The sequence below is a fragment of the Micromonospora sp. RTBAU3-60 genome, from assembly GCF_054963695.1.
On the sequence record NZ_JBUEGB010000115.1, the window covers coordinates 1 to 12,823 of the forward strand.

The following is a 12,823-nucleotide window of genomic DNA, read 5'->3' on the forward strand; positions in this document are numbered from 1 at the left end:
GGGCACGAGGTCTCCGGTCGGTCTCCGGTTTGCTTGGTCGCTAACCGATCTACCGGAGACCTCAAACTTTATCGATCACCGCCACGCCGGGCCCGCCTCACCGACCGCAGGCCCTTACGAAACACGGGCTAGCCCGGGCCGAAAGCAGGCCGCCCCCGGACGCCGGAGCGTCCGGGGGCGGTCGGATAGGTAGCTCAGCTCAGTAGAGCGCCTTGTAGGCGTTGAAGCCGGTGCCCTGCTGGACCCGCTTGCCGAGGAAGCCGTCGCCGCGACCCGGGTAGAGCCAGAGCACGCCGTCGGCGTCGCGGCCCAGGAGGTCGTTGCGGTTGTCCTGGTCGAGGTCGCCGATCGGGACGAGGGTGTTGTAGATGTTCCAGCCGGTGCCGATCTGCACCCGCGAGGTGAAGTACCCCTTGCCGTCGCCGTTGTAGCGCCAGAGGACACCGCTGGCGTCGACGCCGACCAGGTCGCCGTTGCCGTCGCCGTTGAGGTCGCCCATCCCGATGACCTTGGGGTAGATGCCCCAGCCCGAGCCGATCTGCACCCGAGCGGTGAAGTATCCCGTCCCGGTGGAGGTGTAGAGCCACAGCTTGCCGGTGGTGTCGACGCCCACCAGGTCGTCGCGGCCGTCCCGGTTCAGGTCGCCCGGCGCCAGCAGCAGCCGGTACGTCTCCCACCCCTTGCCGATCACGTGTGACATGGTGCCGCTCTTCGGGAACGCGTTGCGCCCCGTGCCGTAGTACACCCGCAGGTAGCCCGCCGCGTCCCGGACCAACAGGTCCGGCCGGTGGTCGCCGGTGAAGTCACCGAACGGCACCAGCGCCGTGGTGCCGGCGGAACCGGTGCAGCTCAGGCACCAGTTGTCGGTCGCACCGAGGTCGTTGAGGCGGCCCAGCGGCTCACTGCCCGGCGCCTCGCCGTACCAGTGGCCCTCACCGTTGGACTTCACCCCGAGCAGCGCCTGCCCGCCGTAGCAGTCCCAGGTCCGGTAGCGGAAGGTGCCGCAGGCGGCGAGCAGGGTGCCCGAGCCCATGCTCGTCCTGGTCCCGTCCACCGTGCCGTAGACGGTCCAGCGGTAGCCGCCGTTGACCGCCATCGTGCCGTCGGGGAGGCGGCCGTCCCAGCCCGCACTGGCACCCTCGCGCGCCGCGCCGCCGGACCGCACCTCGTACGTCTGCCCGGTGGCCTTGTGCGTGACCGTCACCTGCCAGGACGAGACCGGCCGGGTGAAGCGGAAGGATCCGCTCCAGGCGCGCTCGTTGTACGCCGACGCCTCCCCCTGGGTCCAGACCTTGCCGAGGGCCGGCGCGGTTGCCGGCACGCCGCTGTCGAGCACGTGCACCGCGTTCGCGCCGTCCACGTACGCCACCCCGGCGCCGGCCCGGTCCACGGTCCAGGTGATGCCGCGGTCGTCGGCCGGGGTGCCGACCGGCAGATCGGCCAGCTTCACCGCCGCCCGCACCGTGCCGTCGTGGAAGTCCGTCATCAGCAGGCTCGCGGTGCCGGCGTCATGCCGCACCAGGAACCCGTCACCGAGCAGCGCCGGTCCGCCGGGCAGGGCGACGTTCCGGTTGGCCGTCAGGTCGTACGCCCCGGCCTGCCCTGCGCCGCACGCCCAGTACAGCCAGCGGGTGCTGACCTGCACCTCGGTCGGTACGCAGGCGACGCCGGTGGAGATGGTCCGCTGGGCGCCGTTGCCACCCAGGCCGATCTGCTGGAGCTGCCCGGGGGTCGTGGTGGCCGTCCAGAGCGTGTCGTACCAGAGTCCCGCGCCGGTGACCGGACCGCTGCGCTCGACCGTCCGCCTGTTCATGTCGACGACGTACTGCACGGCGGGCGAGCCGCCGTTGACGACGGCGTACCGGTCGTCCGCGTCGACGAGCCGGCCGTTCGCCGTCGGCAGGCTGACCTTGGTGCTGGCAATGGTGTGCCGGGCGACCGCCGTCTCGCCGTTCGGCCCGTACGTCAGGTACGCCATCCCGGTGTCCGCGCCGTCGAGCATCCGGACGCAGGAGACCTGCGGGGCGCACGGCGCGGCGTCGGCGAGCAGGGTGCCCGCGGTGGGGAAGAGCTGCCGGCCGTTGCCCGACCCGTCGTCGTCGGCGAGCGCGCGGTTGAACAGCGCGTACTGGATGGCCGACGTGCTGGGCGACACCTGCGTCTGGAGGTGTCCGACGATGCCGTGCCGGTAGCTGAGCGCGGCGTTGCCGACCGGGTCACGCACCGGCAGCACCGGTACGTGGGTCGGCTGGCTGTCCGTCGCCGTGAAGCGGTGCACCGCCCAGTCGCCGGAGTCGGTGCCGCCGACGAGCAGCGCGGTGTCGTCCGGGCCCTGGAGCAGCGCGGCGGAGTCCAGCGCGCCGAGCGGCAGCATGCTGTGTTGCTCGCCGCCGCCCAGCGGGACCGTCACCGCCGGCCCCTGGTCCTTGCCGTTGCGTTTGTCGATGACCGTGAGCACCTGGTCACCGAGCATCGCCAGCCGGAACCACTGGTTGCCGGCGGTCACCGTCCGCGCGGTGGTGTCGGTGCCGTCGAGCAGGCCCGTGCGGGAGTACGCGTGCACCGTGGCGTCGTTGCCGAGCCACGCGACGGTGTCCCCGGTGAGCCGGAAGTCGGCCAGCGTCTGGACGTCGACGCCCGGGATCTCCACCACCCGGGCGGTGGCGAGGTCCAGCAACGCCCACCAGTACTCGTCCGCGGTAGCGGCCTCGATGACCACCGAGGCGCCGTCGCCGGCCAGCGGCTGGCTGCCGAGGTCGATCCCGGCCGGGAAACCGGTGACCGGCCGGCTGGCCGTGGCCGTGCCGTCCGGGCCGACCGTCCGCAGTTCGAGCTTCGCGCCCTGCCGGACCAGCATGTCCCGGCCGTAGATGCCGTAGAGGCCAGCGTCGGTCGGCCGCTTCCACTGCTCCCAGCTCTGGTCGCCGAGGTCGAGCACGTTGACGGTGCCGTTGGTGGGGTGGGCGGGCACCGACTCCCAGATCGAGACGGTGTCCCCGCCAGCGGGTCGCAGTCCGGAGCTGCGTACGCCCGCAAGATCCTTGACCTCGACGGTCTCGCCGGTGTCGTACCGGGTCCAGAGGTAGGCGGTGGACGCGTTGTGCTGGTGCAGGAAGCCGGTTTTCCCCGCGAACAGCAGCTTCTCTCGCGGTAGGACGGTCGGCTCGTTCTGCGGGATGACCGCCACCTCGTGGGGCGCGGCCGACGGTTCGGCGACGGCCGGGGTGCCGGGTGCCACGAGCAGGGACAGCGCCAACGTCGTGGTGCTCGCCAGAGCGCCGGCGGTGAGCGTGCGGCCCAACAGAGGTCCTCCTGGGATCAGGGCTGCGTGAAGATCATGTCAGCGTAGGCGGGAGCCGGTGGTGGCGTGTGCCGCCGAACGGCTGATTGGGAAAGCCGGAAGCCCGGGGTGCCGTCGGCGCCCCGGGCTTCCCGTGCCGGTCAGCTCAGAAGAGGGCCTTGTAGGTGTTGAAGCCGGTGCCCTTCTGGACTCGCTTGCCGAGGAAACCGTCGCCGCGGCCCGGGTAGAGCCAGAGCACGCCGTCGGCGTCCCGCGCCAGCAGGTCGTTGCGGTTGTCCAGGTCGAGGTCGCCGATCGGGATCAGGGTGTTGTAGATGTTCCAACCCGTACCGATCTGGACGCGGGAGCTGAGGTATCCCTTGCCGTCGCCGTTGTAGCGCCAGAGGACGCCGCTGGCGTCGACGCCGACCAGGTCGCCGTTGCCGTCGCCGTTGAGGTCGCCCATCCCGATGACCTTGGGGTAGATGCCCCAGCTCGAGCCGACCTGGACGCGGGCCTTGAAGAGGCCGGTGCCGGTCGAGGTGTAGAGCCACAGCTTGCCGGTGGTGTCGATGCCGAGCAGGTCGTCACGCCCGTCGCGGTTCAGGTCGCCGGGGGCGACCAGCAGCCGGTACGTCTCCCACCCCTTGCCGATCGTGATCGACTTGTGGGTCTCCTTGGCGTAGCTGGGCTGGCCGGTGCCCAGGTACGCGCGCAGGTAGCCCGCCCCGTCCCGGACCAGCAGGTCCGGCATCCCGTCACCGTCGAAGTCGCCGAACGGCACGATCGCCGAGGCGCCGGCGGTGCCCGCGCAGCTCAGGCACCACTGCTCGGTGCTCCCGTTGTCGACCAGCCGCCCAGCGGGCTCACCGTAGGGATCGCCGTACCAGTGCCCCTCGTTGTTGGACTTGACGGCGAGGAGGTTGGAGTCGCCGTAGCAGCTCACGCTCCGGAAGGGGAAGGTGCCGCAGACGACGCTCAGCTTGCCCGTGCCGATCGTGGCGGCGGCCTCGCCCTCGGTGCCCGTGCCGGTCAGCTTCCAGAGGTACGTCCCGTTTACCGCGGGATGCCCCGAGGCCAGCCGGCCGTCCCAGCTCGCGTTCACCGCCAGCCGCTCGGGCCCACCCGAGCTGCGGGCCACCACCTCACCGGAGGTCTTCCGGGTGATCGTCACCTCCCACGACAAGACCGGACGGGTCAGGATGACGCTCCGCCGCCAGAAGCGCTGGTATTCGGTCTCGGCAGCCCGCGGGTACGTCCAGTCGTAGCCCCCTTCCGTCCCCACGCCGGGCGGTGTGGACGGCACCCCGCTATCCAGCACGTGGACCGCATTGTCGGCGTCGACGTACGCGACTCCGCTGCCGTGCTTGTCCACGGCCCAGGAGATCCCGCGGCCGTCGGCCGGGTTGCCGACCGGCAGGTCGGCCAGCTTCACCGGGTCGTGGAGGGTGCCGTCGTGGAAGTCGGACAGCCGCAGGCTGGCGGTGCCGGCGTCGTGCTGGACGAGGAAACCGTCGCCCAGCAGCGCCGGCCCGCTCGGCACCCGGAGGTTGCGGTTGAGCGTGCGGTCGTAGACGCCGGCCGGGCCGTCCGCCCCGCAGGCCCAGTAGATCCAGCGGGCGCTGGCCTGGAGTTCCGTGACCTGGCAGTCGGCGCCGGTGGGCATGTTCACCGCGGTCCCCGGGTTGGTCAGCCGCTCCGACTGGATCCGGCCGGCCACCCCGGCCGTCCAGAGGGTGTCGAACCAGAGCGCCGCGCCGGTGACCGGCCCGGTGCGGATGATCTGGGAGGTGCCGACGTTCACCACGTACTGCTTGTCAGCGGCGGCGTCCGCGACGATCGCGTAGTTGTCGCCCACGTCGACGACCCGCCCGCCCTTGCTGGGCAGCGTCACGGTCTTGGTGCCGGTGTTCGCCGCCTGGTACATGCGGATGCTGTCGCTCGTCCCCGAGAGCAGGAAGGCGGCTCCGTAGCCGTGGCCGTCGACCAAGCGCAGGCACTCGACGCCGGTGGCGCAGGGTGCCGCGTTGGCCGGCTGCATGGCGCCGGCCGGGCTGATGCTGTCGCCGGGCACCTGGAGGTGGTTGAAGATCGCGAACCGGGTCGTGCCGTCGCTCGGGTCGACCTGCGTCTGCACGTGCCGGATCAGCCCGCGGCTGTAGGTCAGGCCGGCGTTGTGCTGCGGATCGCTGACCGTCAGGACGACCTTGCCGGTCGGCGCCTTCCCCGGTTCGGCCGTGTAGCGGTGCACCGCCCAGTCGGCCGGGCCGGTGCCACCGACCACCAGGGCGACGCCGTCCGGCCCCTGCACGACGGCACCGGCCTGGTAGTCCGTGTGCGCCAGCAGGGTGGTGGTGTCGCCGCCCGCGATGGGGAGCGACACCGTCGGATACCAGTCGCCGGTGTTGTTCGACTGGTTCTTGGCGCTGATCAGGTTGTCGCCCACGACGGCGGTCCGGAGGGTGCCCTGCGCCTGCACGGTCCGGGCCGCGCCGGCGGTGCCGGCGAGCAGGGCCTCGCGGGACTGGACGCGGTAGGTCCCCGACAGGTTCGCCCAAGCCACCACGTCGCCGGAGACCCGCCAGGCCGTAGTGCCGCCGGTGGCCTCCGGGATGTCGACCACGGATCCGGAGGCGACGTCGAGCAGCAGGGCACGTGGCACGTCCGTCCGGTACGGCACCACCAAGGCACCCTCGCCGCTCGCCACCGCCAGACCGGAGAGAACGGCGCCGTCGGGGAGCCCGGTGATCTCCGTGGTGGTGGAGTTGCCGTCGCCGTCGAAGGTCAGCCGTTCCAGTTGCAGCTTGGTCCCTGAGGTGCCCGAACGGGCCACCACCATCGACTGCCCGTGCACACCCATCACCAGATAGCCGGTGGGGGTGGCCCACTGCTGCCAGGTCTGCTCGGCGAGGTTGAAGACGGTCACCTTGCCGGGCGCCGGCAGCGCCGGCACCTCGTTCAGGATGAGGACGCTGTCGTCCCCGGCCCGCTTGATGTTGGTCCACTGCAGCCCGGCGAGTTCCTTCACCACCACGGTCTCGCCGGTGTCGTAGCGGGTCCAGAGGTAGGTGCCGGACTGGTTGTGCGAGTGCAGGAAGCCCGTCTTCCCGGCAAAGTGGACGGACTCCTGCGGCCTGAACAGGGGCGCGTCCTGCGGGATGACGGTCACCTCGCGGGGTGCCGTCGACGGGTCGGCGAGCGCCGGGGTGGCCGGCGCGGACAGGACGCCGAGCGCCAGGGACAGAGTCGTCCCCATGGCAACGGCGGTGAGACGGCGGCCCACAGAACTTCCTCCTGGGATCGGGCTGCGCAAGACACCTGGAGGGTACGTGGCCGTTTCCATGCGGAAGTGCCGCCGAACGGCTGATTTCGTCACAGTCGCTCCGGCGTCCGGATGCCCAGCAGGTACAGCCCCTGCCGCAGCACCCGGCCGGTCAGGTCGCAGAGCAGCAGCCGGCTCTCCCGCAGCTCGCCGTCGGCCCGCAGCACCGGGCAGCGCTCGTAGAAGGCGCTGAACGCGGCGGCCAGCCGGTACTGGTACCCGGCCAGCTGGTGGAACTCCAGGCTCCGCGCCACCTCGGCGACCACGCCGGAGAAGCCGAGCAGCTCGATGGCGAGGGCCCGCTCGGCCGGCTCGACCAGCGAGACCGCCGCGTCCGGCCGGGCCGCCGCCCCGGCGCGCCGGAAGATGGACCGGATCCGGGAGTACGCGTACTGCAGGTAGGGCGCGGTGTTCCCGTCCAGCGACAGCATCCGCTCCCAGTCCAGCACGTAGTCCTTGTGCCGGTCGCTGGACAGGTCGGCGTACTTGACCGCGCCGATGCCGACCGCCCGGCCCACCTCGGCCGCCTCCGTCTCGCCCAGCTCGGGGTTCCGCTCGCGGGCCAGCGTGGTGGCCCGGGCCACCGCCTCCTCCAGCAGGGCCACCAACTTCACCGACTCACCGGACCGGCTGCGCAGCATCCGCCCGTCCGGCCCGAGGATCGAGCCGAACCCGACGTGCTCCGCGCGGGCCGGCGACGTCAGCCAGCCGGCCTGCGCCGCGGCCGCGTATACCAGCTCGAAGTGCCGGCGCTGCGGCAGGCCCACCACGTAGAGCAGTCGGGTCGCGCCCAGCCCCCCGGTCCGGTGCCGGATCGCGGCCAGGTCGGTCGCCGGGTAGCCGTAGCCGCCGTCGGACTTGCGCACGATCAGCGGCAGCGGCTCACCGTCCCGCCCAGTGAAGCCCGGCGGGAAGACGCAGGCCGCGCCCTCGCTCTCCCGCAGCAGCCCGAGCCGGTCCAGGTCCGCCACCACCGGGGCGAGCAGGTGGTTGTAGCTGCTCTCGCCCTGGAAGTCCCGCTCGGTCAGGGTCACGTCGAGCAGGTCGTACACGGTCAGGAAGTAGCGTTCGGACTGCTCGACCAGCAGCCGCCACAGCCGCAGCGTCGCCTCGTCGCCGCCCTGCAACGCCACCACCCGCTGCCGGGACCGCTCCTGGAACGCCTCGTCCGCGTCGAACTTGGCCCGGGCCGCCTTGTAGAACGCGTCCAGGTCCCCCATGGACAACTCCTGCGCCGCCTCGGCCTCGCCCAGGTCGACCAGGTGCTCGATCAGCATGCCGAACGGCGTACCCCAGTCGCCCAGGTGGTTGGCCCGGACCACCCGGTGCCCCAGCCACTCCAGCAGCCGGGCTGCCGCGTCGCCGATTACCGTCGACCGCAGGTGCCCGACGTGCATCTCCTTCGCCACGTTCGGCCCCGAGTAGTCGACCACCACGGTCTCCGGCTCGGCCGCCGTCGGCACCCCGAGCCGGGCGTCGGTGGCCAGTGCAGCGATCAGGCCGCCCAGGGCACGGTCCGCGACGGTCAGGTTGAGGAAGCCGGGCCCGGACACCTCCGCCGCGGCGCACAGGTCGCCGAGCTCCGCGCGGTCCAGCACCTCCACCGCGATCGACCGCGGCGGCCGGCCGATCCGCCGGGCCAGCGCCAGCGCCGCGTCGGACTGGAAGTCCGCGCGCTGCGAGCGCCGCACGACCGGGTCCACCGGTACGCCGGCCACCGTCTCGAACGCCGGCGCCAGCCGGTCGGTCAGCAGTTTCTCCAGATCCATGGGTACGCCGATCTCGCTCGGATCCGCCTCACGCGGATCTCCTGACGGGGATGCGGGCGGACCGAGGACGTTCGGCGATGACCGGCGGCTCGATCCGCCGGTTGCAAGAGAAAGGTGCTCAGCGCAGGCGGTTGCGGGACCGCCGGCGTCGCAGCACGCCGACCTGGACGTCGGAGGACGTCGGCTGGTGGGCGTGCGCGCTGGTCATGTCAGCAGCCTAACCGGCCGACCCGGGGGCGGCGCAAGCGCTTGTCCGGGCCGGCCGTCAGGTCGTACGCGGGAACTCAGGCCGGCGTGGCGACGGCCTTGCGGTAGCGCTCGGCCCGCCGCCGCACCTGGGTGTAAATGCTGGTCAACCCCATCGCCCGGCGGACCTCGACCAGGGTGCGGTGCACCTCGGCCCGGGTCCGTTCGGTGCCCTCGAAGATCAGTTCGTCGACCCGGCCGCGGTCGGCCTCGAGGCGGGCCCGCCGCTCCCGGATCGGGTCGAGGAACCGGTTCAACGCGGTGGCCAGTTCCTCCTTGACCTCGACGTCACCGACCCGGCCGGCCCGGTAGCGCGCCTTCAACTCCTCGACCTTCGCCCGGTCCGGGTTGAACACGTCGTGGTACGCGAACACCGGGTTCCCCTCCACCGTCCCGGGTACGTCGGCGCGCACCCGGTTCGGGTCGGTGTACATCCCCATCACCTTGCGGCGGACGGTGGCCGCGTCGTCGGAGAGGCCGATGGCGTTCCCCTTGCTCTTGCTCATCTTCCCCTGGCCGTCGGTGCCGACCAGGGCAGGCGTGTCCGACATGATCAGCTCGGGAACCGGGAAGACCTCGCCGTAGAGGTGGTTGAAGCGCCGGGCGACCTCCCGGGTCACCTCGACGTGCGCGGCGTTGTCCCGGCCCACCGGCACGACCTGCCCCTTCACGCAGAGGATGTCGGCGGCCTGGAGGACCGGATAGCCGAGCAGCCCGTACGGCATCTCCTCCTTGCCGGCGTCCCGGGCCATCTCCTTGAGCGACGGGACGCGCTCCAACCGGGGCACGGTGATCAGGTTCTGGAAGAGGGTGTTCAGGTCGCCGACCTCGGGGATCGCCGACTGCAGGTAGAAGGTGGCGCGGGCCGGGTCGACGCCGGCGGCGAGGATGTCGGTGACCATCTCGCGGGCGTTGCCGGCCACCTGCTCGATGTCCCCACGGGTGTTCTTCGTGGTGAGCATGTGCAGGTCGGCGATGATGAAGAAGCTCTCGTACCGCTGGTGCAATCGCACCCGGTTGGCGATGCTGCCGACGTAGTGGCCCAGGTGCAGCCGCCCGGTCGGGCGGTCGCCGGTGAGCATCCGTGCTACGGACATGGTGGTACGCCTTTCGTGCCGAGGAAACGGTGGAGGACGCGCGGGCGCGCGGGAAGAGCCGGGACGATGCCCGGATCAGTGGAATCGGCTCGTCAGAGCGCGAACCGCCATCGCCCGCCGGCGCGGAACCGCAACCCACCGGCACGGAGTACGTCGAGGATCTGCTCCCGACCGTCGTCGACACGGGCCGGAAGAACCGGAGCGGCAGCCGTCCGGAGACCGTCCTCGGTCTCCGGGGCCAGGGTGCTCGGCCGGACCATGCCGACAGGTTAGCTCAACCCCAGCGGTAGCTCTCCGCGTAGTAGTTGCCGACCTGCTCCCGGTGCTCCGGGCTGCCGAAGTCGTCCGGGTCGAAGGCCGGCGAGTCCTTCACCTGTTCCCGGGTCCGGTCCACGTGCACCGTCCGCTCGAGGTGGTCGACCCGGGCCACCGTGCCCACCGGCAGCAGCACCCGCCGGCCGAAGATCCACGGTCCCGTGTCCACCACGAGGTACTGGGCGCCGGCTTCCTCGCTCGCCTGGTCGACCGACCCGATCCGGCCGTCCGTCGCTTCCACCCGGTAGCCGGTGAGGTCGATCGGGGTGCCCGGGCCGGGTGCGTCCGGGCCGTCGTCGCCCGCCGAGCGCTGCCGCGGCACATCGTCCGGGCCGGTCTGGTCGTAGCCGCCGGCCAGTGCGGACGGGTCCCGCCAGAGCCACGGATTGAACGGCTGCATGACCCACCTCCGATGTCGTCGTCGCCGACGGAAACACTGCCCACGCGTCGAATCGCTGAAACATCAGCGCAATTTTCGGTTCATCATTTCCCGTTTCTGCGAGATTCCTCATAATTGGGAGCCGCTGCCGGACGAGAGACTCTTCCGCAGGTCGGGATGGGTGGACGTGCTGGGCGGCACATCAAGAACGGGTTCGAAAGTGTTCGCCGGACACATTCGGTCGGCCGACGGTTCCCACGATTCTGGTCCCGCACCCCACCTGCCGAGAAAGGAAGCGCAGATGCAGCGGGCAATTCGACGAATCGGGATCGTGGCGGCCGGGCTGGTCGGGCTGGTCGGGCTGGGTGGGCCCGGGGCCCAGGCGGCAGCGGCCAACCCGTACACCCCGCAGGGGCTCTGCGGACCCGGCTTCGTCAGCGTCGACCAGGACCCCATCCGGAACGCGGTCACCGGCGCGCGGCTCGGAACCGTCCATCTGCTGCACAACCCCTTCACCGGGTACGGGTGCACGGTCACCCTCAAGTCGGCGTACCTCGGGAGCCTCACCCGGACCCAGGTGTACCTCGACCCGGAGCTGATGCCCTCCTTCTCGGTCGACGACGGCAACCGGCTCTACGCCGCCGGCCCCGTCTACGGTTACGTCGGCGCGGGTTGCGCCATCTGGGGCGGCGCCATGGCGGATCCGTCGGGCACGCTGCACCGGCACGACCGCGCGAACCCGGCCATCGGTGGCGCCGTCACCTGCTTCTGACGCCGTCGGGGTGGGGCGGGGCCTGCTGCCCCGCTTCCACCGGAGGCGGGGCCGGCCCGCCGCTACGGTCGGCTGGTGGGCAGGATGCGCGGGATCCACGAGCGGCCGGCGGGGCTGAGCTACCAGCCGGAGCTGGTCGACGAGGACGAGGAACGGTCCCTGCTCACCGCCCTCGACGCGCTCGACTTCCGCGAGGTCCGGATGCACGGGCAGATCGCCCGGCGCACCGTGCGGCACTTCGGCTTCGACTACGACTACGGCTCGTTCCAGCTCACCGCCACCGAGGCCCTGCCGGTGGCGCTGCACTGGGTTCGCGAGCGCTGCGCCGGCCTCGCCGGGCTCGCTCCCGATGATCTGGCCCAGACGCTGATCACCCGCTACCCGCCGGACTCCGTCATCGGCTGGCACCGCGACGCGCCGGCGTTCGGGCCTACCGTGGTCGGCCTGTCGCTGGGCTCCGCGTGTCTGTTGCGGTTCCAACGCGGCAGCGGGGAGAACCGCCGGGTGTACGAGCTGCAGCTGGCGCCCCGGTCCGGGTACGTCCTGACCGGGGCGGCCCGGTCCGGCTGGCAGCACAGCATCCCGCCGGTGCCGGCCCTGCGCTACTCCCTGACCTTCCGTACGCTCCGGGCCGCCCGTCGCTGATCTGGCGTCACCACCCTCGTCGTCGGTGCGGCCCGCCTGTCGCGGTCCCACTGCCGCCTGCTCCCCCGTGTTGTTTCCCTTGCCGCCGTGGTCCCCTTTGCCCTCGGTCAGGGGGCGGCGGATCGGATCGCCGGCCTGGCGCCGCTGGCATACTGGCCTGCCATGGTGCTGTCGCGTGGCTGGTCGCTGTTCCTGCTCGGGGTCGGGGTGTGGACCTGGGTGATCTGGCCGAGATTCGCGGTCGCCATCTGGAACGACCCACGCGCCTGGTCCGCCGGCGCAGTCGGCGAGGGCGCCCCCACGAGCTTCCTCTGGGTGCACGCGCTGCTGATCGCGGCCTCGTTGGCGATCGGCACCGCCGTGGGGGTGCTCGGAGTCCGGGGCTGGCTCGCGGCTCGCCGCCGCAGCAGCGGTCCCGCCGTCTGAGCGGTCCCACCGCGATCGCTGGGCCACGGCCCTGGCGAGATGCGGGCGTAGGCGTCGGCGGCAGGTCGATGCTGCGGGCCGACGCACCGCGGAGTGTCGCTGCCGGCGACCTGTTTCTGCCCGGGATCAGCCTGCGGCGTCGTCCAGATGGTCAGTGAACAGGGAAGATAGCCGCTCGATGATGATGTGACGCGGGACGCTGTCCCCGGATTTGACGATCAAACCCGCAGACGCGTAACTTTCTCTCTGCCAGCGCGGAACGGACGAAACAGGGCGAAAGTCCTGGAGGCCGGAGCGCGGCACTGACGATCAGGCTCCGACGGTTGACTCCTTCGGGACCTGGCCGGGCGGGGCTCGCCGAAAACGCCGCAGGGCGGATTTGGCGGAGCGGAACCGACCGGGTAAGGTTGTCGACCGGCAGGGCACCGGGCGAGCTCGCGGGCACCGCGGCGGCCGGCCTGCCAAATCCGGTGATCAAGCGCAGCGGCTCGCTGCTGCGCGAGCTCAGCGGCGCCAACCCGTATGAAGCACGACAGACCGGGACACACGGTTTGACACGGCAGAGACGGTGA

At 71.6% G+C, this 12,823-nt stretch carries 9 protein-coding genes; 3 read left to right on the forward strand and 6 right to left on the reverse strand.

Features of this window, described 5'->3' with window-relative positions; translation table 11 throughout:
• Positions 1-199: 199 nt before the first annotated feature.
• The 6 genes from ACY34I_RS38810 to ACY34I_RS38835 all read right to left on the reverse strand — a co-directional run bounded on the left by ACY34I_RS38810 (position 200) and on the right by ACY34I_RS38835 (position 10,429).
• The gene (locus ACY34I_RS38810) at positions 200-3,301 is read right to left on the reverse strand and encodes an FG-GAP-like repeat-containing protein (RefSeq protein ID WP_462760268.1); all 3,102 of its coding nucleotides are present in this window, start codon (positions 3,299-3,301) and stop codon (positions 200-202) included.
• A 145-nt stretch (positions 3,302-3,446) separates the two neighbouring features.
• Positions 3,447-6,536 (reverse strand): FG-GAP repeat domain-containing protein, encoded by a 3,090-nt coding sequence (locus tag ACY34I_RS38815; RefSeq protein WP_462760270.1) that lies wholly within the window; start codon positions 6,534-6,536, stop codon positions 3,447-3,449.
• A 116-nt stretch (positions 6,537-6,652) separates the two neighbouring features.
• Positions 6,653-8,371: an arginine--tRNA ligase gene (argS, locus tag ACY34I_RS38820; protein WP_462760272.1), complete on the reverse strand. Its 1,719-nt coding sequence runs from the start codon at positions 8,369-8,371 to the stop codon at positions 6,653-6,655.
• 284 nt (positions 8,372-8,655) lie between these two features.
• A complete protein-coding gene (trpS, locus tag ACY34I_RS38825) occupies positions 8,656-9,714 on the reverse strand; it encodes a tryptophan--tRNA ligase (RefSeq protein WP_462760274.1) in 1,059 nt (352 codons plus the stop codon).
• Positions 9,715-9,806: 92 nt separating this feature from the next.
• The gene (locus ACY34I_RS38830; RefSeq protein WP_187413721.1) at positions 9,807-9,974 is read right to left on the reverse strand and encodes a hypothetical protein; all 168 of its coding nucleotides are present in this window, start codon (positions 9,972-9,974) and stop codon (positions 9,807-9,809) included.
• Between the two features lie 14 nt (positions 9,975-9,988).
• The gene (locus ACY34I_RS38835) at positions 9,989-10,429 is read right to left on the reverse strand and encodes a PRC-barrel domain-containing protein (protein WP_462760276.1); all 441 of its coding nucleotides are present in this window, start codon (positions 10,427-10,429) and stop codon (positions 9,989-9,991) included.
• Positions 10,430-10,709: 280 nt separating this feature from the next.
• Here ACY34I_RS38835 and ACY34I_RS38840 point away from each other — a divergent pair, with 280 nt between their 5' ends.
• The 3 genes from ACY34I_RS38840 to ACY34I_RS38850 all read left to right on the forward strand — a co-directional run bounded on the left by ACY34I_RS38840 (position 10,710) and on the right by ACY34I_RS38850 (position 12,251).
• A complete protein-coding gene (locus tag ACY34I_RS38840) occupies positions 10,710-11,180 on the forward strand; it encodes a hypothetical protein (RefSeq protein ID WP_462760278.1) in 471 nt (156 codons plus the stop codon).
• A gap of 84 nt (positions 11,181-11,264) precedes the next feature.
• Positions 11,265-11,825: an alpha-ketoglutarate-dependent dioxygenase AlkB gene (locus tag ACY34I_RS38845; protein WP_462760282.1), complete on the forward strand. Its 561-nt coding sequence runs from the start codon at positions 11,265-11,267 to the stop codon at positions 11,823-11,825.
• 87 nt (positions 11,826-11,912) lie between these two features.
• Positions 11,913-12,251 carry an SCO4848 family membrane protein gene (locus ACY34I_RS38850; protein WP_462760280.1) on the forward strand — a complete coding sequence of 113 codons (339 nt, stop codon included), beginning with the start codon at positions 11,913-11,915 and terminating at the stop codon, positions 12,249-12,251.
• Positions 12,252-12,823: the final 572 nt, after the last annotated feature.

Coding starts and splice junctions, on each gene's coding strand:
- ACY34I_RS38830 (WP_187413721.1), bottom strand. CDS start 9,974: ATGGTCCGGCCGAGCACCCTGGCCCCGGAGACCGAGGACGGTCTCCGG.
- argS (WP_462760272.1), bottom strand. CDS start 8,371: ATGGATCTGGAGAAACTGCTGACCGACCGGCTGGCGCCGGCGTTCGAG.
- ACY34I_RS38815 (WP_462760270.1), bottom strand. CDS start 6,536: ATGGGGACGACTCTGTCCCTGGCGCTCGGCGTCCTGTCCGCGCCGGCC.
- ACY34I_RS38840 (WP_462760278.1), top strand. CDS start 10,710: ATGCAGCGGGCAATTCGACGAATCGGGATCGTGGCGGCCGGGCTGGTC.
- ACY34I_RS38835 (WP_462760276.1), bottom strand. CDS start 10,429: ATGCAGCCGTTCAATCCGTGGCTCTGGCGGGACCCGTCCGCACTGGCC.
- ACY34I_RS38845 (WP_462760282.1), top strand. CDS start 11,265: ATGCGCGGGATCCACGAGCGGCCGGCGGGGCTGAGCTACCAGCCGGAG.
- trpS (WP_462760274.1), bottom strand. CDS start 9,714: ATGTCCGTAGCACGGATGCTCACCGGCGACCGCCCGACCGGGCGGCTG.